Origin of the sequence: Cetobacterium somerae, assembly GCF_022430525.1 — a bacterium.
GTDB lineage: Bacteria > Fusobacteriota > Fusobacteriia > Fusobacteriales > Fusobacteriaceae > Cetobacterium_A.
Map to the genome: position 1 here is coordinate 1,100,784 of NZ_CP092519.1, position 23,795 is coordinate 1,124,578.

Consider the following 23,795-nt stretch of genomic DNA (forward strand, 5'->3'; position numbering starts at 1 on the left):
ATTTTTTTTAAGTAATCAAAATTATTTATTATCTATTGTGCTTCTTTGAAAAAAGTTATATAATACTCTATAGTCTTAAAAATACTATATTGATAAAATATTCCTAGGAGAAAAATAAATGGAAACAATTATAAAAGATTTAAAAAATGAGTTATCTTATAAAACTAGATTAGAAGCTTTAGATAAAATTAAAGACTGCGATTTAAATGAGGATGAATATTTTCATATAAAAACTCTTGTAATTAAATTAGCGTTAACTGATAGAGTTTTTGCTGTGAAGCATGCTGCTTTTTTACTTTGTCAAAAAAATAAACTTAAAAAAAATAACGAACCTATTAACTTAGGAAAAAAGAATACAGGATATTCACCTAATGATGTTAGAAAAATGTTTTTAAAAATTAAAAGACAAACAGGAATGGAAACTTTGGACTTAGATCTTTTTAAAGAATACTTCCAAACTATCGCTCCTCAAATGTATGATGTTATGTCTTCTGAACATATGTATTTTGATAACTGGATAAGAGGTATTTTTAAATACTTATCTAAATAACTATAAATTTAAAATACCCCTTACTATATTTAAGTAGGGGGTATTTTTATATATTTATTTTTAAGTCTAATTAATTTCAATTAATAAAAATTTACTATCTGTCTTAGCTTTTATTTCATATAAAACATTATAAGGAATCACTATAATTTGATCTTCTTTTAAAATTTCTTTTTGATTATTAATAGTGATATCTAACTCTCCATCTAAATTTAAAACAAGCAATTCACCTTCAGTTTTATTATGCTCAATCTCTTCATTTTCAGATATAGCAAACATTAATGATGTTAGATTCTCTAAATTTAAAATTCTTTTACTAACAACTCCGCCTTTAAATCCAGTCACTATATCTTTCATTAAAAGTTCTTTTGAATACTCTAAATTTATAAACCCACCGATATCTTCATGTTTTTTTACTATTATCAGTAACATTTTAGATTTTTCTAAAGCTTTTAAAGCATGAGGAATATTTGCAGGCATTAATATCATCTCACCTTTTTTTACTTTGTGACCTATTTTATTTATAGAGATTTCTAACTCTCCATCTAAAACATAAACTAAAGCATCTGCTGGAGCACTATGTTCACTTAACATCTCCTCTTTATCAAAAGCAAAAACAGCTGAATTTAAAGAATTTTTTAAAGCAATCATCATACTATTTATTGTTTTTTCACCATAAGGAACTAAATCCTTTAAATTTATAACTTTATTATAATCCATATTTCTTATTGCATTCATTTTATTTCACCTCAATTTTTTATTAAATAAAAATTAAAACTATCTAAAATGAATTTTACCTGAATCTGAAGATAAAATATGTATCATATGTTACTTTTTTATATAAATAATCCACATTTTAAAAAATATTTTTATTTCCATATAATATCAGGACTTTTCCTAGGTACAGTTCTAAAATATTTTACATTTGGATAACCAATAGCCATACAAGAAACTATATTTTGATTTCCATTAATTCCCAAAAACTCTTTTATACTAGAATCTCTTTCACAAGCTCTTACAAGAAACCCACTAAAAACTGATCCTAATCCAAGTGTATCAGTCATAAGTTTCATATTAGCTGAAGCTATCCCCGCATTTAGAGAATGCTCTGATGTAACTATTATTAAAATTGGTGCTTTGTAGAATAGTCTATCATTTCCTAAAGGATTTGAAATATAATCGTTATACATTTCAATCCACATTTTGGCATATTTTATTTGTAACTTATTTGTTGAGCTTTCTAAAACTTCTTTTCCAAAATCATTCAATATTTCTAAAGTCATTTTTCTAAGCTCTTGAAGCTTATCTTTTACTACTATATATTTTACATTTTGCGTATTTCCAGAAGTAGGTGCAAATCTTCCAGCTTCTATTATTTTTAAAATCTTTTCATTTTCTATATCTTGATTTTTAAAATTTCTTATAGTTCTTTTATATTTTATAAAATTTAAAAAATTATCTGATTTAATATCAAAATCATTTTTATTATATTCAATTACTTCATTCATGTCGTAATCATCTGTCGAAATAGCTTTTACTGGGCAAATAGCAATACAGTGACCACACTTTACACAAGCATTATTCTTTATCGAGGCTTTTTTTTCAACAAATTCAATATCTTTTACTGGACAATCTTTTATACATGCTCCACAACTTATACATTTTTCAATATTCACTTTAAACATTTTTAAATCTCCCTTTTTATTAGTAATATTTATTTGAACTCTTTTATTGTATTCCTATTTTTTGAACAACCCATATTTTTCAAAATTTAAAAATAATACCTCCATAAACGGAATTTCAAACCATGGAATTTTTATGTTGTTTTCATTTTCACAATGAATATTTAAATAAAAAACTGCATCAAAATTATCATTTATAAAATCATAATCTAAATCTTCGACAAAATTGTAAATATTAATCTGTTTTATATAATAATATTTTTCTAAATGTGTTTTTAAAATATCTCCATGGATACTATTAAAAGATGAATCGATAATACAAATACTTTTATCCTTCGTTTTACAACTACTATCTATAAATTCCCAACAAATGTTTTTTATATACACTAATATATTAAAAATATCTTCGTTTGATAATAGAGGAAATAACTCTATCACTTTTTTTTCAATTTTATTTTTTATATAAAAAAATATATAGGAATCAATGGCTTCTGGAATTTTATATTCAGAATAATTAAAAAACTTTTTTAAAGCGCCTTTATTTATTGTATAAATTAAATAACTTTTATCTTCTTCATTTAAATTAATTTTTAGATTTTTTTCAATATAATTAAAAAATATACTAATATTAGAATTTATTTTTTTACTTTTTAAATATTTTTCATCTATATTTAATATAATTTCTATTAAAACTAAAAAATCTTTATCATCATTTATTTGAATACAATCTATTAATTTTTCATTTTTTAATATTTTTAAACTTCTTATAGCATTATCAGCTAAATTTTCTATTTCTAAAATTTGTGGTTCATATTCAAATTTACCTCTTATCTTATAATATATTAATGTCGCAACAAAAGTATAATATAAATGAATATCAGCTTTTAGAGAAAATCTATTAAATACTTTTTTTGAACATTTTTTTATTTTCAATTCTAAATCATAGTCTATTAAGTTTCTTATATATTCTATGCTTTTAGAATTAACAAACGTATAGTAAAACAGTGCTAAATTATAATTATCTATTTTTTTTATATAAAAGTACATTAAAAATTTAATACTAAAATCCAATATATTTTTATGATTTCCCTTTAAAACAACACCTTTCCAAGGGATACTTTCTAATTCTAAATCAAACTCTTTAAGAATACTTTTGATTTCTTTTACATCTGATAAAATAGTTAATCTATTTAAAAGAAATTCATTTGATATTTGAGATAAATTTATTTTTTGATTAAAAATTAACTTTAATAGTATATAGTGAATTCTTTCTTTTTTACAAATATCAATTATTTTATCTGAATTTAAAACTTTTATTTTTAAAAGTTCTTTTTTTTCAGAAGGTAACTTTATTTTATTTTCACTTATCAAAATTTCAAAATTAAAATTCTTTTTAAGAACTTTATTTATTCTTAATATTGAAACTTTTATGCTTGAAATTGATAAATTCATATTTTTTTTTAATTCTTTTATTGAAACTTCGTTATTTCTAACTAAAAAATCTAATATTTCAAAATCATAACTTTTTAACCCCATATGACTCCTTTAATTTTAAATCTTTTATTATAAATAATATCACATTAAAAAGCTAAGAACCCTTATATATAAAAGGGTTCTTAGCTTTTTAGTTATTATATCAAAATATATACAATCTAACCATATATATTTTTAAATATTTAAAATTTTAAAATATATATAAGTTAATTAGAAATCTTCTTCTTCAACTTCAAGAAAACTTTCAATCTCCTTTAATCCAACAAATACATTTTCTTCACTGACATCATCATCTGTTGAAACAATTAAAGTTGGAAATACTTTAACAGAATACTCTTCTGCAAGTGTTTTATTCTCTTCAACATCTACATATTTAACATTCTCAAAGTCTTTTAAAATCTCAATAACCTCTTCAGATTCTTTTGAATTTTTTTTATAAAAAAGTATCATTTCTAAACCTCCTAATTAATATAATTATAGACAGTTATTCTAAAAAATAGATTAATTTCCTACTTTTAAAATTAAAGTATCTCACTTACTACTAACTTTGTAATTTTCTAATCTTTTATCCTTGTAGACCTATTTTTTCTGATGTATACTTTATCTAGAATACAGGAGGGGATTAATGGAGAGATTAGGGTTTCAAAAAATAAAGACTATAAACTATTATAATCATAGAGATGATATATGCTCTAAGATTTATTATAATGAAATATTAGATACTATTGTAATTTTAGATTTTAATATAACTGAGATTGATAACAGTGGTGTTTTTTCATATAGAGAGTACACAAACCTTCAGAATCAATTTATGAAAAAGCATAAATTTTTATATAGATTTTGTAATGAAAATTTTAATAGAGAAAACCTATGCAAGATTTTAGATAAAACTTTAGAGATTCCATTAGTTCCAACTAAAAATGTTGGCCGTACTGGAATAGATGCATCTTATCTTGAGCATCACTTTGAATCTGTTTTCTTTGAGCTTTATGGAGAGGATAGTTATGATCTTCTTTCAAAAGAGGAGCAGCTTATTGGATTCCAAGGTGAAAATATTTTTGTTGATTATGTTGTAGAAAAATTAGATGAAAAGATTGTAATAGAGGAAAATGGCGAAAGCTATCACCATCCACAAAAAACTGGCTTATCTAAATATATAAAGCAGATTGAAAGACAAAATGCATTGGTTTACCAAGGATACAAAGTTTTTAGATTTTCAACTAATGAGATTGAGTTTAAAGATAGAATGGTTGAAGAGATGAAAATCTACTTGGGAAATAAAGAGGAGTTTATTGCTCAAAGACTATTAGTTCAAGATAGAAAATATAAGCTTTATGAACACCAAAACTTAACTCTTAATCAACTTCAGGAAATGAGAAAAGATGGAATCAAATCAACTGTTATAGTTCTTCCAACTGGAACTGGAAAATCAACTATAGCTGAAGAGGATATAAAACTATTTCTCCAGGAGAAACCAGAGGCTAGAGTTTTAATATTAGTTCCAACTATAGCTTTAAAAAATCAGTGGATAAAAAATTTAACTATAACTTTCTCTGAAAAATTAGTTGGTGACTCTATAGATAATCAAATTTATGTTTCAACATATTCTGGAATTATAAATAGAAAAAACGAATTTAAACCTGATGATTTCAGATATATAGTTGTAGATGAAGCTCATCATAGTGTTGCTCCAGGTATGGCTAAAATATTAAAATATTTTAATGCGGATTTTTTACTAGGAATGACTGCAACTCCAGAGCGTCTTGATAAGAAAAAATTAGAATCAATTTTCTCTACAACAGAGGTTAATCTAACTTTAAAAGAAGCTATAGAAAATGGAATTTGTTCTTCTATTAGAATCTTTAGATTAGAAAGTAATATAGATCTATCTGAAGTTAGATTTAATGGAAAAGATTATATCTCAGGAGATTTAGAAAAGAAGATTGTTGTTGCTTCTAGAAATGAACTTATAGCTGATACAATTGATAAATACTTTGGAAAAGATGTAGATGGCCTTTCTACAAAACAGGGAATAGTATTTTGTGTTAATGTAGCTCATGCATCTATGATGGCAAAACTACTTAATGAAAGAGGTATAAATGCTGCTGCAGTTTCTGGAAAAGATAGAGATTCACAAAAAAATATTAAGAAGTATTTAAATGGAGAGATTAGATTTCTTACTTCATGTCAACTTATATCAGAGGGATGGGATGCACCAAAAACTTCTGTGATAGTTATGGCTAGGCCTACAATGTCAAAAGTAATCTATTATCAACAACTGGGAAGAGGAACACGAAGAACTGAGAATAAGGAAGCACTATATCTTATAGATGTAGTTGATAACTACTCTTTTTCATCGGTACCTTGGACCGCTAACTCACTTTTTAAAAATCCGTTGTACTCACCTTTTGGAGATGTTTTAACGGGAGTTAGATCTTGGAATGGAGAGATGATTTACCTGGAACATCTTTTGGAAAAAGAGATGGATTTACAAGAGGTTGATATAGAAACTTTTGAAAGTATCTATGGAGATTATATAAGTTCTGAAGAACTTGCTAGAGAGTTATTCCTTTCTACAGATACTATAACTGCTTGGATAAAAAAAGGAGAAATAGTTCCTGATTATTCAACTAAATTAGGAAGAATTAGTTATTATAAATTTAAACCTGAAAGAGTTGAAGAGATAAGAGTTTTAAAAAATCTGAAAAAAAGAGATGAAACTACTATTTTAGATGATTTCTGGGAGTTTATAGAGGAGGGAAGTTATAGCCTTTCGTATAAAATAATATTTATATTAGCTTTAATTAAAAATCTTGAAAAAGATGGAGAAGCTGATTTTGAAAAGGTTAAAGCTGATTATATAAGTTACTACAGAAAGCGTTTAGAGGATGGACTACCAGTGGATAAAAAGTCATGTCCATATACGGCTGAGTATTTAAATAGTGACAAAGAGATGACAAGAAATATCATAGTTAATCCTTTTGAGAAGTTTGAAAGAAAAAGATTTATCTATTATGGAAAAGATCTTAAAAATATTGGATTTAGCTTTTACTTATGGCAAAAGGTAGATTCTGATTTTATAAAAAAATTAAAGAATAAGATGCTAAAAGATTTAGAGAACTACTATAAAGACCTAGGTGGAGCAGGAGATACATCAATTTTTAAATACAAAAATCTACTCTAACCAAATTTTATTAAAGAATATTCCATCATTAATTAATTCTTTTAAATTATTACTTAATATTTTATGAGATATTTTATAAACTAAATTTTTTAATTCATCATATCTAATAACTTTTTCAACATTAAATACGCCATAAAATAATTATGCTACTATTATAGCATAATAGCCAATACCAAAAAGGAATCTTTTATTTTATTTAGTACTTCTTACCTAATGTTGAAAATATAAATAGATTTAATAATGAGTTTTAAAATAGGATTCAAAAAAATTCAATATAAAAGGAGTGGTTTTCATGGATTTAACTAATATTTTAAAAAAAAGATACTCTACTAAAAAATTTGATCCAACTAAAAAAATATCATCTGACAATTTAGAGAAAATTAAAGATTTATTACAGCTTTCTCCTTCGTCAACTAATCTGCAACCTTGGCACTTTATTTTAGCAACAACAGAGTGTGGAAAAAAAAGAATAGCAAAATCTGCTGAAGGATTTTATAAGTTTAACGAAGATAAAATTTTGGAGGCCTCTGCAGTTGTTGTTTTCGCCACAAAGGTTGATATAACAGATGACTTTATTAGACATGCTAATGCTCAAGAGGATAAAGATGGAAGGTTTGTACAAGAACAATTTAAAAAGGATAATTATAATGGAAGAAAAAAATTTGCAAATATTCATAAATATGACTATAAAGATACTTTCCACTGGGCTGAAAAACAAACTTATTTAAATCTAGGAGTTTTTTTATTAGGATTAGGAGTTCTAGACATTGATGCAGTTGCTATGGAGGGTGTTAATATGAAAATTTTAGATGAAGAATTTAATCTTAGAGAGAAAGGATTTACAGCTTCTTTTGTTGTAGCTTTAGGATATCATGCAAGTGATGATTTTAATGCTGCTCTTCCAAAATCAAGACTTTCTAAAGATGAAATAATTGAAGAAATTTAAAAAATATAATTATACTAAACTACTTTTTTTCTAAAATTTGAGTATCCTAAAATTAAAAACCTGAGATTCTTTCTCAGGTTTTTATGTATTTTAATCTTTTATTTAAACAAAACTAAATACTATACTCATATTTTTTAAAAACTTCTATATACTTAGAAATTTCTGATAATAAGTAATTTATTTAATCGCCCCATGATTCCTCATTATATATATCAAATTCCACACTTTTCATAATCATACTTGATTTATTATCCTCTAAATTTCTCCATTCTAATTTAGAACCAATTTGATCTTCTATTTTAATTTTTCTGCTAAATACTTTTTATATATTCGTTCTTGCTCTGTATCTCCACATATAAAATAAATTTTTTCGATACTTCCTGGTGTAATAGAATTTAAAACAGTTTCTATAGCTATTTTGGCTCCTTCTTCAAGAGGCCATTTGTATATTCCCATACCTATACAAGGAATTGCTATTGATTTAAATTTATTTTCTTCAACTATTTTCATTATATTTTTATAGCATCTTTTTAAGTTTTCATATCTATCAGTTTCTTCTAAATAATATTTAGGCGCTACAGTGTGTACTATCTTTTTAGCTGGAAGATTATATCCATCTGTTAAAATTGCCTCTCCAACTTCTAATTTAGAATATTTTGAACACTCTACTTCTAATTCTTTCCCAGCGCCTGGAAAGATAGCACCACAAAGTCCAGAACCTCTCATCATATTACTATTAGCCGAATTTATTATAATATCTACCTCTAATAAAGTTATGTCCCGTACTTGGATTTCTATTTTTGGTTCTAAACTTATTTTTGTATTTTTTAAATAATTCTCATACATTTTTTCTGTAGATAATTTAAATAATTTGATTTTTTTTCCTTGGAAGATTTCAAAAGAAACTTCTCCTATATAACTATGTTGTGTTTCTTCTGTTGGAAACAAAAAAGCATTATAATATCTAGTTTTTTCAATTCCTACTTTTTTATAGTATGCTCTATATGATTCTTCATATAAAAATTGTTTACCTATATCTCCTATTCCAGGAGCGTTATTTTTTAGTTTTCCTTTTTCATCAAATTCTGTTTCATAGTATTTAGCATCATATATATGTAAATCATTATTTTCTTCAAATACAATATCTGGAATAAAAGAACTACTGTAGTTATCTTCTTCATTATTAATAGATTTCCAATTTGGTTTAGGAATATTTTTTCTAAGAGTAGAATCATGTCCTAAAACATTTTGACAAACATTTTCCCAAATTGAATGGTACGATTTAGTTCCATAGATATTAATATCTTCGTAAATACTATGTGCTTTTTCTTTTAAAATACTTCTCATTAATTTTAAAAGATTAATCTTTCTTTCTGAAAAATTTTCTCTTAATTCTAAATCTATTTTAAAAATTTGATATTCTTCATCTCCTATTAAATCTCCATCAAAATGAAAATCAAATTGAAAGCCATCTAATCCAAATTTTCTAAACTCTTCAAAATATGCTGCTGCATCTGTTAATAATTTTTTTTGGATACTTCTAATGTAATTTTCTTGTTCCTCTTCTATATCGTGAGTGTAATAGTTCAGATATATTGGATTTTTTAGAGTATTAAAGTGATTATCTAGCTCACCTATTGTTTTATTCCAATCGATCTCTCCATCACCACAAAGTGTATGAATGTGTCTTTCATTTTCATATAATCCATTTTCTATAAAATCATCAATTAAACTTTTATATAATGAAAATAAATTTAAATATTCTTCCTCTTCATCACAATCTTTTTCCAATAATGAACTTTTAGATTTTCTATATTTTTCAAATACTTTAAAAATAGTTTTTATATAATTTCTATGCTCCACTTCTCTTCCAATATAATTTTCATAAGGATCTACTTTATATTTTGGAAAAACTATAACTATACAATCTGTTAAAGCAATCATTCCTACAAATCTAAAACTTATACTTTGATTATCTCTGACAACTACATTACTTTCCATTAGTTTATTTAATATCTCACTATTTTCAAACCGGAAACATTCATCTAAAGCATATTTTTTTAACTCTTTAAAATACAATATTTTCATAGTAACCTATTCCCATTCTTGTGTATTTAATTTAGTTAAAAACTCATCCGAATAAATACAATTTCCTATTTTATATTCTTTTACCAATTGAGAAAAACTTAATATATCTTCTGTAAACAATTTTCTTCTAACACTTATTTTATGCTTTAAAACATCATCAAATATGTACATTAAAAGTTTATTAAGATATGGTGATTCCTCTATCCAGTAAAAATCTTCATCTCCTCCTGCATCTTGACCGAATTGTGATGGATTTATAAAAAATGGAGCAATTAATCTGTCTTCATTTATTCCATTTTTAAGTAAAAAATTATTTAAATTTTCTCTAAAGTCATTCCAATAAACACCTTTAGAAACTATTTTTATGTTTTCATTGTTTGTAGAAAAATTTATATCAACAAGATATTTTTTTCCTTCATCTCCAAAATTTTCGGCATTATCATCAAGTCCTATATACTCGAAGTTCCATCTTCTTTTAAAAGCTGTATCAAGAGGATAAACTCCTTGATCTGCATTGTTCATTGTTGCCCAAATATATAGATTGCTAGGAAGTGACAAGCCTTTTCCAAAATACTCTTGATATTGACTATCATCTTCAAATTGTTCTCTTAAATATTTTTCTACTTCTGTTGATATAGCTATTGGATACTCACTTTCGCCACTTTTATTTCTATCTAAAAGCTGAAATATATTCCCAAAAACTCTATCAGCTTTAGCTCTGTTTATTTCTTCAATTATTAAAAGAAAATTATGTTCTGGATTTTGAAAAGCTTTAACCAAACTTGTCATTAATGGTCCTGGAACATATTTATATATAATATTTTCTGAATTATTTTCACTAGGAACTGGTTTATATGTTCCCACAAATTGACCATATGTATAACCATCATAGAATGTAACTCTCTCTACTAATTTTAAAATTTCTTCTACAGTTTCTAAACTTTTAGAATTATCATTTTCTAAGTCAAATAGTGGTTCAAAAATTTTCAAATAATCTCCTGTTACTTCTTGGATAGTTGGACGAATTGATACTCCTACATAGTCATTTGATAAATTTTTTAATTTCCAATCAACCTTTACAATTTTTCCATCATCACTTTCTTTTGTTACAACTCCTAAAGCCTTTATTCTAACTGTAGCTGTTGGAATTCCATTTGGTCTTGTTACAAAAGCAGATTTAATAGCAATATAATCCCCTACTTTTATTCCTTTTACCTTATCTATAAACTTATCATCCCAACCATTTTCCCAATATCCATTTTCTACAAAATCATCTAATTTATTTTCAGGACCCCAAAATGCCCCTACTCCCCAATATCTTCTTTTATTTACTTCATCATTTTCATCTTCAGAATCAACAGGTACTTCTTTTATTAACTTTACCTCTTTAAATTTTTCTTTACTCTCTTTTTCTAACATATAACTTTTTCCAGTTCCAGGTGCTCCATATACAATTCTTTGATATTCCATTTTAATCTCCCCATTTTCAATTAGTTCAATATTGTCTTCAATATCTAAATTTTTTATAAAATTTTCTCCTGTTTCTATAAACTTTTTAAAAGCTATGAAACTATTAAAAGCAAATGCATAATCTTTTAACTTTCCAATTTTTTGTTCTAACTTTTCTTTTAAAACTGTTAATTCTTCAGAATTTAATAAAAAGAAAAATATTGTATCTTCTATTAAACTATTTTCAACTAGCTTTTCAATATTCTTATTTAATCTATAGATACTTGCATCCACAGTTATTTTATCTAATTTTGTATTTTTTCTAGTAACATAAACATCTTCTAACCAAACTCTATATTTTCTTAACACATTATCTTTTAAATATAATGTCGGTGTTTGTTGTTTTGCTGTTATAAACGAAATATCTGAAGATAAATATTTTTTTAAAATATTTTCTTTTATTAAAGTGCCATTAAAATATTTTCTTCCAAGATTTTCGCCATTATATTCTAAATTTTTTTCATCTTTTATTTCATGCCAATCATAACATTCAAACATCCCAACAATTTTTGAATTTGAAACGGCAAAAACATATTTTAAACTAGAAAGTTTATCTAATGAAACTCTCCAAGATTTTCTTGCTATTTTGTATACTTCTTCTTGTGTCATTCCCTCTCTATAGCTTTGGTTAACAATAACTAGTAAACATTCTTCTTTCATCTTTACCCACCTAAATATTTTTTACTTAAACTCTAATTTGATTATACTCTTTAATATGTGCTTTTACAATAATAGTTACTTTATTAATTAGTATAATAATTTTTAGTACTAAATAACTTGTTAAAATAAAATTAATATATCTATAAATTTAAATCCTATTTATTTTTCCATACCAGAGTAAAGAGAAAAGTTTCCTCTTTTTCACATCTATCATTGTATTATTAAATATATTTTTATTTTATAATGCAATATATCTGCAGAAAAAGAAAAAAACAATAGAAATATATACAAAATTATATAAAATTTACTATGTCGTTTGTGGTCTAGTCTAGATACAATACCTACAAATAAAGAAAAGAGAGTCCGCAAAGACTCTCTTAATCAAAGCTTATTTATTGTAAAAAATAAACATTAATCTCTAAAACTTTATTTTAGTTTTATGTATTTTGATTTAAGTCTTTCTAAAAAGTTTGTATCTTTTTCTTCTTCAACACTTAATACTGTCAAATCTATAGGTAAATTATTCATTTTTTTTAAAATAAAAGATATTGTATCTAAGTCGTTTATCAAATTATTTGAATATTTCGAGTATATTAATAATATGTCAACATCATTAGGAGTTTTAGAAGTATCTAAAATAGATCCGTATAAATAAATATTATCAAATGAATTAAACATTTCAATATATTCGTTTATTAAATCAATTACATTACATCTTACTAATATATCCATAAAAATCATCCATTGTTAATAAAGTTACACCTAAAATCTTTGAAAAGTTATTTGCTTCCATTGAAATACAACTTTTTCCATTCCAGTTGTGAAGATTAACAACAATACTATCAATTTCAGGTGAAAGATTTATTAATGCCATTTTACTCAAACAGTATTCATAAACAAAGATTATTTTAACTTTATTTACTAAAATTTCTCTCAAGTTATTATAATTTAAAAATTCAAATCCTAACCCTCTTGAAACAATATATTTTAAAGCAAAGTTAAGGCTTTCTAATCTTACCTTAGCACTTCTAAAACATCCATATTCATAATAAAGTTGTCTTAATCTAGGTGTATCATTTAAAAAAATTCTTTCTCCATCAGCGAATTCTATATAAGGTTTATCATTTCCTATAGAAATATTTATAACTTTACTCTCATTATTTAATTTTGAAATTAGAATTTCTAAAGATTCAACTGAAGGAAGAAATGAACCTTCTATTGGTTCTATTCCAAACATAGAATTAATTTCCTTAGGAAACAAAATGTATCTACTTTTTTCTTTATCCAAACGAGTAGCTTTAAATTCATCAATATGAGTCAAAAATATTCTTACTATTTCTAAATTTGAAAAAGCTTTGCTTTCATGACTTTGAAATAGATTAAAGTTATTTTCTAAAAGTTTTTTTAATTTTTCATTATTTATCAATATTTTATTCTCAAATTTATTCCATAATTCTTTTTGATCATTTAAATAATATTCTTCGTATATAGTTTTATTTTCTAAAAGTAAAGGAAATACTGCAATTTTTAGTTCATTAAAAGTTTTATATTTTTCACCAAAAATTTTCTCAAATTCATCTTTTCTATTTTGCTTCCATCCTTTAACTTCATCAGATGAAAATGCAAAGTTTTTATCAAAATCTGTGTGACAATTAGGACATAAAATAATTAAGTTTTCAAATGAATTATCTTTTGTATCGCAAAAAGGAATTATGTGTGCTCTTTCGATTATATCACCACCATCTACAAATAATTCTTTTCTACAATTTGGATTCATACATCTTCCCATCGATTCAGCATACAGTCTTCTTTGTATATCTTCCTTTGTTTTTGGTCTTGCCATTTTACCTCCATCGCATCAAATTTTATTTATATAAACTTTCTCTTCTTTTCTCCCAATCTGGAAGTTTAACACTCACATATTTAAAAAAAGTCTTGCTATGATTATTGCACTTCAAATGAACTAGTTCATGTACCACAACATACTCTATTCCATAGGAAGATTTCTCTATCAATTTCCAATTAAAAATTATCCTTTTTTTTTCAGAATTACAAGACCCCCATCTTGTTTTCATATCCCTAAATTTTATATGAGGTACTTCTTCTAATCTATCTAAATATTTTTTTGCAATAATCATGATCTTATCTTTTGCTCGTTCTCTTAACCAATTTTGTAAAAGTTCTTTTTTATCCTCCAAATCACTATTTTCTAAACAGTAAAGATGTATATATCCCCTCATGAATTTCACATATTTTTCTTTTCCTTTATGAACTTTAAGTCTATAGTTTTTCCCCAAATACTTTACACTTTCTCCACTTATATATTTTTTTTCGGTTTCATTTGTCAAATTATCTTTAAAAAACTGTATTTGCTTTTTTATCCAATCTTTTTTCTTTTCTAAAAAAGAGTCAATATATTCTTGAGAAGCCGATTCAGGAGCACTTAATTCCACAGTAAAATCTGGCCTAACTTTCAAATTAATATTTTTTATTTTTTTCCTCGTTACCTTTACTTGCATCTATACTCCTTAGTACATACTATGAGCTACCATTATTACTTTTTCAATAATAGTATCATTATCAAATTCTATACCAGAACAGCTATCCTCTAAATCCCAAAGTAAATCTTCTAACTCTTGGTGTAACTTATTATGTAGTGTTGGATTTTTTGCCCAATCAACTTTGCAAGTTTCTAAAAATACTTTATCAAAATCAATTGCTAATTGCGAAAGTAACATCGTATTATTATAAGCCACATCTTCCATAACTTCAAACTTGTCAACACTATTTTCAGAAAGATTTGTGTTATATGAAATATCATTCACTCCTATTAATTGATCACCTATAAGCATTTTTAAGTTTTCATAAATTTTTTGAGCTCTAAAATTATCTTTTATAAGTTTAGGGTAACTTTCTTTTTTTAGACTAGCTCCATTCTTTAAAATATCTAAAATCTCTTCCATTGATTTCAAATAATCCTCTTCAGAAATTCTTTTCGATTTATATTCTTCTAAAGTTTTTTTAATTTTATCAGCTAATGGTTTATATAAAGCTGGATTTTCTTCATATTTTTTACTTATAGTTTTTGAAACAGCACTTCTTATAGTATCTGCTTTTGCTCTCTTTCCTTCTAATCTTTCTACCTCTTTAGCAAATTCCACATTAAAAATATCCACAACTTTTGATAATTTATTAACTCCTGTTGCATCTATAAAAGTATCTAACATTTTTTGCATCTCTTTTTCAAATTTACCAAAATCAATAGCTTCATGATACCTAATTCTTATAGATGCTCTTAAATCATTATAAAATTTCAAGGCTTTTTTATATCGTTCTAAATCATCACCTAAATAATCATAAACCTTTTCTGAAGATAAAGAATATTTTAAAGCTTTTGAATATTCTTTTAAAAGATCGTAAAACTCTTTTCTCAATTTATTATCCTCTAAATAAACCTCATATTCCTCTCTATCACTTTTATTCTTTATTTTCATAAAAAATTCTTGCAGATGTGAATAGTAACTTTTTACTCTACTTATTTCCTCTTTTATATCTATTAAAGAACCACTTATATCCTCTTCATCAAAATTTTGAAAAGTACTATATGTTGTAAGTGCTCTATCTAGATTTCCAAGAAGTCCCCTGTAATCTATTATATATCCATAATCTTTTTCATCAAAAAGTCTATTTACTCTGGCTATAGCTTGCAGTAATGTATGATCTTTTAACTCTTTATCAAGATACAAAGTTGTCGCTCTTGGAATGTCAAAACCAGTAAGTAGTTTATCAACAACAATTAATATTTCTATTCCATGATCTGATTTAAACTCATCTTTCATTGCCGTTTCATATCTTTCCTCATCACCATAGTTGTTGATAATTTTTTTCCACTCATTAACTACAAGCGATTTATTTTCATCTTCTATTTCTTCATTTCCCTCTCTATCATCTGGTGGAGAGATTATAAAAGCTGTATTTATTTCTCCTATCTGTTGAAATATTTGATGATATTTTACAGCTTCATATTTAGAGCTCGTTGCAAACATAGCTTTAAACCCTGTATTTTTCCAGTTATTTTTATAATGTTCATTTATATCCATTGCAATTTCCCAAAGTCTTGTCTCACTTGAAGCAACTTCTTTAAACCTAGACCACTTTTTCTTCAGATCCTCTCTTTGCTCTTCATTTAATCCTTTGGCCAATATATCAAATCTTCTATTTAATGCATTCTCATTAGTTATATTCTGTTCCACGAGTCTTCCGTCATAAAGAAGTGGTAAAACTGCCTTATCCTTGACAGCACTATCAATAGTATATTTATGAATCATTCCTCCAAACTTATCCATAGAGTTTTTCTCTTTTTTCATTAAAGGGGTTCCTGTTAATCCTATAAAACATCCCAATGGGAATGTCTTCTTCATCTTAGCATTTAAAGCACCGTATTGAGTTCTATGAGATTCATCTACCAATATAAAAATATTTGAATTATTCAACACAATATTTTCATTAGCTACACTTTCAAATTTATTTACAACAGTTGTAATAACTGCTGATCTATCGCTTCTAAGTAATTTAGATAGTTCACTACCACTACTTGCTTTTACTACATCCACTTCTGTAGCTTTAAATGTATCTTTTATTTGCTGATCTAGTGCTTTTCTATCCGTAACTATAATTATCTTAGCGTTATGAATTTTTCTTTGAATAGCCTTTGCTAGCATAACCATTGTTAAAGATTTCCCACTTCCTTGAGTATGCCAAATTAGTCCACCATGTCTAGAGCCATCTGAATCTGTTTTCTCTATTCTTTTAAGAGTTTTCTTTATTGCGTAGTATTGCTGATATCTCGCAACTTTTTTTACTCTATTATCAAAAAGTGTATATTGATATAGTAAATCTATAAACCTATCTTTTTTTAAAAGAGAATAAATATTCTGATCTAATCTATTTATCATTCTATCTTTTATAAGATTTTTTAATTCCTTTTCTAAATCTTCCTCTTCATTCCAAACTGCCCAAAATCTAGCAGGAGTTCCCGTAGTTCCATATCTAAACTCATGGGTATTCCCCGCCATTAAAAGTTGAGCAAATTTGAAAAAATGAGGTATGTTATCTTCTCTTTGATTTCTAATTGTCTGAGATATTCCCTCTTCCGCTGCTACCGATGACTTTTTAAGTTCTATTGAAGCTAAAGGAATTCCATTTATAAAAATCACGATATCAGGTCTTTTATGTTTTTCTTTTCCATTAAGATCCATTTTTTCTACTTCAAACTCTTCTGTAAAATAAAAACTATTTTCCCCAAAATCTTTCCAATCTATATATTTAAAAGAAAAATTTTTTTTAGTACCATCATTAAGTTTTTCCTCAAGTGTAGTACCATAGTATAAAAAATCTGTAATCTCTGCATTGGCACTCATAAGACCTTTTTCTAAAGAAATATCTAATTTTTCTATAGCCTCTTCTATATTCTTTTCGCTAAATTTATATTTAATACCCTTATATTCATAAGAGTTTATTTTTTTTAGATTCTCTGTTAAGATACCTTTAAGCAGAACATCCTTCAATTTATTTTTTCTTATCTTAATACACTCATCTTCTGAAATATATCTATATCCCATATTTGTAAGAAGTTCTACTACCTTTTTCTGATCATATAATTCTGAAGTATAAATTTTAATCCCCCTCCTGTTACTATTTTTTCTCTTCAATTCTTGAAACATTTTCGTTCATAGTATAATGTACAAACTGCCTTCCTAAATTTGTTATTTCGTATGGTTCCGTATTATCAAAAGCAGATTTTGCTAGAGACGTTTTAGTCACTGGTTGCTTTTTTGTTTTTAAAAAATTTCCATTATAATCTGTAGGTTTATATTGTCTAATAACTCCACCCATGCTCAAATCTCTAATAATCATTTTAAATAAATCAGCTTCAGCAGAATCTTCTCTAGGAGGCTCTAAATTTTCTGAAAGATTTCTCCAAATTTCTCCTCTACTTATGTGAGGAATTTTATAGATTAGAGAAATTATTTTAAAATGAAGTTCATGATAATTCTTTATCCAATCTATAAAAAGTCTTATCACATCATCAGAACAAAGTTTTGTTCCTGAAGAGTTAATTAAAAGGTTAGTAATAAACTTTCTTTTCTCCTCTGTTGCAGATTCATCCCATACTCTATAACTTAAATTAACTAGTTGAAGATATTCTGGTGATTCTATTCTCTCTACTATCTCCTCTCCAAAATTTGAAATTCTATTTATTATTTCTTCTAAAGAGTTTTTTAAAGCAAGCAATTTAAATTCATGCTCTTTTAACCATTCTGTTCTTAAATCATTAGATATTTCATCTTTATTTTCTATCGGTATACTTGCCATAGCACTTATTACCCCACCTACCCATGGAATTGCACTTAACGCAGCTAATGAAAGCTTTTCAAAAACTTTTCTTTTATTAGATGTATTTAGTTTTAACAACTCTTGTTCATAATTTATATTTAATTCTTTCATTTTCAAATATTCCCCCTTTAATTTTTTAAACTGTTATAACAACTCCACTTAATAACATGCTCATTAAACTTTGTTTTTCACTTTTTAAAACAAATAATTCTTTTTCTAATAATTCAATTTCTCTATCTAAAGTTGAAAGAAAATTAGCAATTTTAGTTTGTTCTCCAAGAAAAGGGACCAATATATTTAATAATAATAAATTAGCTGGTTGAATTCTTTTAGACCCAGTTCCTGTAGCTAATATTTCTAAATTTTTATAAAATATTTCTCTAGACATAAAATAAAAAAACCATTTTTCATTTATTTCTCCTAGAAAATCAAAAGCAGGTATATCTGTCGATGATTGAAAATCATTTAGTTCTTGTGGTATAATCCCAAAAGCTCCCTTATGTAAATTTTGCTTCCCATAGATAAATTGCCCTGCTTTTCTGAGATAATTTAAAGTTGCTCCTTCTTTTTCTTCAGGATTTACAATCCTTTTTTCCACCCCTTTTAAATTTAATCTAACAGTTATTCTTTTCGATAAAGTTTGCTCTATTGGTATAATTTTGCTCTCTTTTAAAATTTCTCCTATTTTCTGTTCTTTCCACTTGGGATAATCATTTCCATTTTCATCCCTAAATCTTAATTCTTGAGAAAATATTTTTTGCATCATACCTTTTTTATATTTTTTCTTAGCTTCAATCAATTTTTCTTGCTTTAATATTCCTTCATCCCATTTAGATAAAATAGTAGATATTTTTATTTGCTCCTCTATTTTGGGCAAAACTATTTCTAATCTATCAAACTCCTTTTGACCTAGAGTTTTATTTCTTCCAGCTCCTCCTGGCGAAGCTAATTCTAACTTTTCTTTTCCTCTTTTTGTTTTAAAATAATATGTTATATACTCTAAGTCTAAAACATCCTTAACAGGCTTGTACATTGGAAATCTATGAGATGCAATCATTCCAAATTCTTTTTCTGTAGTTTTTGCAATTGCTTGCTCCCAAGCAAAAACTATATTCACTATAAAAACATTAGGTTCTATCCAAAAAACTCTCTTATTTCCTAACTCTACACCTAATTTATGTTCTTTATGAAAAATGCCTTTTCCATGAGATCTAATCCCTATCTCTTGATATAATTTATCTTTTTCTACTAAAACTGGATTATTAACTCTATTAAAAATTTCTTCCATTTTTACTTTTTTCCAATCAATTGGATACACTCCATCTCCAATTTTCCTATACCCTTGGGGTAGCTCTTTATTTTTAATTTTTTCTATTCTTTCTTTAATTTCTATTCTCATCTTATCTCCTAATATTAATTTCTATTATTTATTGGATTTATTAAAACTTTCACAATTAAGTCTTTTTCAATAGCCTTACTTTCAGCAATCATGAGAACTATAGTAACTAAAGTGTTATCACCAATTCTTTTATTTCCATCTAAAAAAGAGTGATTTTTTACTATAAAGTATAAAAGATTTAGTTTCTGAAATTACTTTTAATAACCCTTTAGCTTCATTTAATTGAACCTATTGCTTTTCAACCATTCTCTCTAAAATTTTTATTGTAACTTTTAATTCACCAAACTGAGCATATTTTTCTTTTAATTTTTTCTCATTTATCAAATAATCCTTTATCAAAGAATCTTTTAAAAGCTTTGTTGCTCATATTCTAAATTGAGTTCCTTGCTTTGATTTAACTCTATATCCTACAGATATGATGACATCTAAATTATAAAAAAGTATTTCTCTTTCAACCTCTATTTAAACTATCTGGGATTTCCAGATAGTTGATTCCTCAATTAATTCTTCCTCTTTATAAATATTTTTTATGTGTTCATTAATTATTTTTATACTTTTATCAAAAAGTTCTGATATCTGTTTTTGAGTTAGCCAGACATTTTCACTTTCTATCCTAACTTCAAATTTTATATTTTTTTACTGTCTTCATATATACCAATTTGATTTTCCATCTTTACCCTCTTAAACCTAGCTCTTCTAGAATCTTTTTCATCTCTCCTCTTATTGAAACTAATTCTGTCTCAATTTCAAGAATCTCATCTTCTAAAACATCTATATCAACAATCTCTTCATCCTCAAAAGTATCCACATATCTTGGAATATTTAGATTAAATCCATTTTCTTCAATCTCTTCTATTTGAGCTATATGAGAGTATTTTTCTATCTCTTTTCTTTCTTTATATGTGCTAACAATTTTTTTAATATCTTCATCTCTCAATACATTTTGATTTTTCTCTTTTGCAAACTCATTACTTGCATCTATAAATACAATATCCTTGTCTTTTCTATTATTTTTGAAAATAAGAATACAAGCTGGGATGTTAGTTCCAAAGAATAGATTTGCTGGAAGCCCAATTACTGCATCTAATAGATTTTCTTTAATTAATCCCTCTCTTATTTTACCTTCACTTGCTCCTCTAAATAAAACTCCGTGAGGTAAAACTACAGCTACCGTTCCCTCGCTATTCATACTCGCTATCATATGTTGCACAAAAGCATAATCCCCTTTCGATTTTGGAGGAATTCCATATATAAATCTTCCGTATTTGTCAGATTTTGCTTCCTCTTCTCCCCATTTATCAAGAGAAAATGGAGGGTTTGCTAAAACCACATCAAATTTCATAAGTTTATCATTTTCAAGTAGTAACGGGTTTCTTATTGTATCTCCCCATTGGATTTTTGCATCATTTATATCGTGTAAGAACATATTCATCTTAGATAAAGATTGTGTTTGACCATTTCTCTCTTGTCCATAAATCTGAAAGTTTTTGCTTCCAACTTCTTTTGAAGCTTTTATAAGCAGTGAACCAGATCCGCAAGTTGGATCATATATTCTATCTCCCTCTTTTGCTCCTGCTAACTTTGCAAGCAAAGTTGAAACTTCTGCTGGAGTAAAGAATTCTCCACCTTTTTTTCCTGCATCTCCTGCAAAATGGGCTATAAGATACTCATATGAATCTCCTATTACATCATTTCCTGCAAGTTTACTAGGTCTAAGATCTAACTCTTCACTATTAAAATCTTCTAATAAATGCTTAAGCATTGCATTTTTCTCTTTAGTTCTTCCAAATTGAGCTTCTGAATTAAAATCTATATTTCTAAATACTCCTTCTAATTTCCCTTTATTGTCTTCCTCAATTCTTTCTAGGGCAGAATTAATAATCTCGCCAATATTTTCTCTATTTCTATTTTCAAAAAGATATTCAAAAGTACAAGTTTCATCAAGAGTAAACTTTTCTCTAGATAACTGTTTCTCAACTCTATCCATTTTTCCATCATATTTTAATATTAGTTCGTCTTTCTTTTCTCTATAAAAATCTGATAGGTATTTTACAAATAACATTGTTAAAATATAATCCTTATATTGAGATGAGTCCATTGTTCCTCTGAAAGTGTCGCAAGCTTTCCAAATTATATTATTTATTGTTTCTTGTGTTGTTTTTTTCATTTATTTATCCTCCACTATTATTCTATTTATCTCTGCTTTATATTTTAATTTTTTTAGCTCAATTAACCTTTCAAAAAGTTTCACTTCTCTCTGATAAAGTTCATCTAAAATCACTTTTTTTCTTTGTTTTTCTATATCTATTATTGGAATTATTATTTCAGATAATACAGATGTTTTTAAAGTAATTATACTGCTCCCTGCAAGATCTTTTTCATATTGCTTTTTTACATAATTACTATTTAAAATCATAGTTAAATATTCAGGTATTATATTCATGCCTTTTTTTAATCTTATAATTGCAAATAATGATGGAATTAACATTTCTTCTTCATCCTTTATGCAAATTACTATATTAGGTTCTCTTAATCTTACTAAAACATCTCCTTTTTGAGTCTTAAACTCTTTTTCAATCTCTTCCTTTAAATCAATCTCATCACAGAAATTAGAAAGAAATTCTCCTGACTCATGAAATGATTTTAAAGTAATTTGTTTATATTTGAAAGGGTTTAATCCCAATTCATTTTTTTTTCTAGAAGTAACAAGTCCTGTTCTTATATCTGCTATTTCTTTTAAAAACATTCCTACCTCCTTTTGTATTATTTTTAAGTTTACAATAGTAATATAGCTTATAATTTTTTCTTTGTCAATTTTTTTGTATTATTTTTAAGTTTACAGATAAAAAAAGCGATTTATTTAATTATAAAATTCATTATTTTAATACTATCAAATATAAAATCCATATAAACAGAAAAAACAAGAGTTTTAAAAACTCTTGTTTTCACTAGATATAATATTACATACTCTATAAAAATGTATCTCTATTTTGAAAATTTTTAATTTATTTCTAAAATTTTATCCCTTTTTCAAAATTACATTAAGCCATCTTTCTTTTTCTCTTCCAGGCCTAACATCTCCAGTTTCAAAAGTTTCATAATAACAAAACTCTAAATCTTTTATTAAATCTAAAAATTTATCCTTTGTAAAACAAGTAAAACTTCTTCCATCTTTCTCATAGTTACTTTCTCCGTATTTAAATGATGCATATATAACTCCATCTTTCTTTAAAGCTTTATGACATCTTTTCAATGTTTCTAAAACCTCTTCCTCTCTTAGATGAAGTAATGAAGCACAAGCCCAGATTCCTATAAATCTATCTTGGAAATCTAAATCTTTCATATCCGCCACAATAACCTTTTGTCCAATAAATTCACTAGCTTTTTCAGCTAGAACTGGTGAGAGATCTAAAGCTGTAACCGTAAACCCTTCATCTAAAAAGTGCTTAGCATCTCTTCCGCTTCCGCAACCTAAATCAAGAATTTCCCCTGTTTTTTCTGAAAGTTTCTCTTCAAAAATCTTATAAGTAGCACTCATATCTGCATTTACTGTGTTGTTAAAAAAATCATCTGCATTATCATTATAAAATTTTACTGACATTTACCCCTCCAAATACTATATTTTACACTTTTTATAAAACACTACACTTTAAACAAATACCTATTTTTAAGTCACAAAGTTAACTTATTCCTATTTTATAAGTACTTTCATATAAATTAAAGTTAAAATATGCTGTTTTACTACTTTTTTGACAAAAGTTCATTTTTTTGACTCTCTAATTTCAATTTTAACCTTTTTGCTCATTTCCACTCTATAAAGTATGAGCACCCATATAAAATCAATTGAAACTGCACAAAATCGATTTTAAGGGTGCTCTTATCTTTTGTAT

The 23,795-nt window shown here is 26.0% G+C and carries 20 protein-coding genes; 3 read left to right on the top strand and 17 right to left on the bottom strand.

What is annotated here, in order from left to right; translation table 11 throughout:
- The first annotated feature begins 118 nt into the window (after window positions 1-118).
- Window positions 119-550: a HEAT repeat domain-containing protein gene (locus MKD34_RS04980; RefSeq protein ID WP_240218512.1), complete on the top strand. Its 432-nt coding sequence runs from the start codon at window positions 119-121 to the stop codon at window positions 548-550.
- Window positions 551-616: 66 nt separating this feature from the next.
- Here MKD34_RS04980 and MKD34_RS04985 read toward each other — a convergent pair whose 3' ends face one another.
- From MKD34_RS04985 to MKD34_RS05000, 4 genes are all read right to left on the bottom strand, one after another.
- On the bottom strand, window positions 617-1,285 hold the full coding sequence (locus tag MKD34_RS04985; RefSeq protein WP_240218513.1) for a cupin domain-containing protein: 669 nt from the start codon (window positions 1,283-1,285) through the stop codon (window positions 617-619).
- 131 nt (window positions 1,286-1,416) lie between these two features.
- Entirely contained in the window at window positions 1,417-2,232 is an 816-nt protein-coding gene (locus tag MKD34_RS04990; RefSeq protein WP_240218515.1) for a nitroreductase family protein, read from the bottom strand.
- Between the two features lie 54 nt (window positions 2,233-2,286).
- Window positions 2,287-3,765, bottom strand: coding sequence for a helix-turn-helix domain-containing protein (locus tag MKD34_RS04995; RefSeq protein ID WP_240218516.1), 1,479 nt, complete (start codon window positions 3,763-3,765; stop codon window positions 2,287-2,289).
- Between the two features lie 168 nt (window positions 3,766-3,933).
- Window positions 3,934-4,173, bottom strand: coding sequence for a thioredoxin domain-containing protein (locus MKD34_RS05000; RefSeq protein ID WP_240218517.1), 240 nt, complete (start codon window positions 4,171-4,173; stop codon window positions 3,934-3,936).
- Window positions 4,174-4,348: 175 nt separating this feature from the next.
- Between MKD34_RS05000 and MKD34_RS05005 the strand changes: the two genes are divergently transcribed.
- On the top strand, window positions 4,349-6,907 hold the full coding sequence (locus tag MKD34_RS05005; RefSeq protein ID WP_240218519.1) for a DEAD/DEAH box helicase: 2,559 nt from the start codon (window positions 4,349-4,351) through the stop codon (window positions 6,905-6,907).
- Here MKD34_RS05005 and MKD34_RS14145 read toward each other — a convergent pair.
- Window positions 6,899-7,015 carry a winged helix-turn-helix transcriptional regulator gene (locus tag MKD34_RS14145; RefSeq protein ID WP_407933859.1) on the bottom strand — a complete coding sequence of 39 codons (117 nt, stop codon included), beginning with the start codon at window positions 7,013-7,015 and terminating at the stop codon, window positions 6,899-6,901. The two genes, MKD34_RS05005 and MKD34_RS14145, sit on opposite strands and share 9 nt — an antisense overlap.
- Before the next feature lie 184 nt (window positions 7,016-7,199).
- On the opposite strand from MKD34_RS14145, the gene nfsB reads away from it, so the two are divergent.
- A complete protein-coding gene (gene nfsB, locus MKD34_RS05010; RefSeq protein ID WP_240218521.1) occupies window positions 7,200-7,853 on the top strand; it encodes an oxygen-insensitive NAD(P)H nitroreductase in 654 nt (217 codons plus the stop codon).
- 294 nt (window positions 7,854-8,147) lie between these two features.
- Here the strand turns inward: nfsB and MKD34_RS05015 are convergent, their stop codons facing one another.
- The 12 genes from MKD34_RS05015 to MKD34_RS05065 form a co-directional block, all read right to left on the bottom strand.
- Complete coding sequence (locus MKD34_RS05015; protein WP_240218523.1) at window positions 8,148-9,941, bottom strand: LlaJI family restriction endonuclease; 1,794 nt, start codon at window positions 9,939-9,941, stop codon at window positions 8,148-8,150.
- 6 nt (window positions 9,942-9,947) lie between these two features.
- Entirely contained in the window at window positions 9,948-12,110 is a 2,163-nt protein-coding gene (locus MKD34_RS05020) for an AAA family ATPase (RefSeq protein ID WP_240218525.1), read from the bottom strand.
- A gap of 426 nt (window positions 12,111-12,536) precedes the next feature.
- Window positions 12,537-12,842 (bottom strand): hypothetical protein, encoded by a 306-nt coding sequence (locus MKD34_RS05025; RefSeq protein WP_240218526.1) that lies wholly within the window; start codon window positions 12,840-12,842, stop codon window positions 12,537-12,539.
- Complete coding sequence (locus MKD34_RS05030; RefSeq protein WP_240218528.1) at window positions 12,820-13,953, bottom strand: HNH endonuclease signature motif containing protein; 1,134 nt, start codon at window positions 13,951-13,953, stop codon at window positions 12,820-12,822. Before MKD34_RS05030 ends, MKD34_RS05025 begins: the two co-directional genes overlap by 23 nt.
- 22 nt (window positions 13,954-13,975) lie before the next feature.
- Window positions 13,976-14,629, bottom strand: coding sequence for a M48 family metallopeptidase (locus MKD34_RS05035; protein WP_240218530.1), 654 nt, complete (start codon window positions 14,627-14,629; stop codon window positions 13,976-13,978).
- Window positions 14,630-14,638: 9 nt separating this feature from the next.
- Window positions 14,639-17,833 carry a type I restriction endonuclease subunit R gene (locus MKD34_RS05040; protein WP_240218531.1) on the bottom strand — a complete coding sequence of 1,065 codons (3,195 nt, stop codon included), beginning with the start codon at window positions 17,831-17,833 and terminating at the stop codon, window positions 14,639-14,641.
- Window positions 17,805-18,623 (bottom strand): hypothetical protein, encoded by an 819-nt coding sequence (locus MKD34_RS05045; protein WP_240218532.1) that lies wholly within the window; start codon window positions 18,621-18,623, stop codon window positions 17,805-17,807. Before MKD34_RS05045 ends, MKD34_RS05040 begins: the two co-directional genes overlap by 29 nt.
- A gap of 19 nt (window positions 18,624-18,642) precedes the next feature.
- The gene (locus MKD34_RS05050; RefSeq protein ID WP_240218533.1) at window positions 18,643-19,905 is read right to left on the bottom strand and encodes a restriction endonuclease subunit S; all 1,263 of its coding nucleotides are present in this window, start codon (window positions 19,903-19,905) and stop codon (window positions 18,643-18,645) included.
- Window positions 19,906-20,268: 363 nt separating this feature from the next.
- Complete coding sequence (rhuM, locus tag MKD34_RS14150; RefSeq protein WP_407933860.1) at window positions 20,269-20,367, bottom strand: RhuM family protein; 99 nt, start codon at window positions 20,365-20,367, stop codon at window positions 20,269-20,271.
- Between the two features lie 211 nt (window positions 20,368-20,578).
- Window positions 20,579-22,072: a type I restriction-modification system subunit M gene (locus tag MKD34_RS05055; protein WP_240218534.1), complete on the bottom strand. Its 1,494-nt coding sequence runs from the start codon at window positions 22,070-22,072 to the stop codon at window positions 20,579-20,581.
- On the bottom strand, window positions 22,073-22,651 hold the full coding sequence (locus tag MKD34_RS05060; protein WP_240218535.1) for a restriction endonuclease subunit S domain-containing protein: 579 nt from the start codon (window positions 22,649-22,651) through the stop codon (window positions 22,073-22,075).
- A 273-nt stretch (window positions 22,652-22,924) separates the two neighbouring features.
- On the bottom strand, window positions 22,925-23,506 hold the full coding sequence (locus MKD34_RS05065; protein ID WP_240218536.1) for a class I SAM-dependent methyltransferase: 582 nt from the start codon (window positions 23,504-23,506) through the stop codon (window positions 22,925-22,927).
- Between the last annotated feature and the right edge of the window lie 289 nt (window positions 23,507-23,795).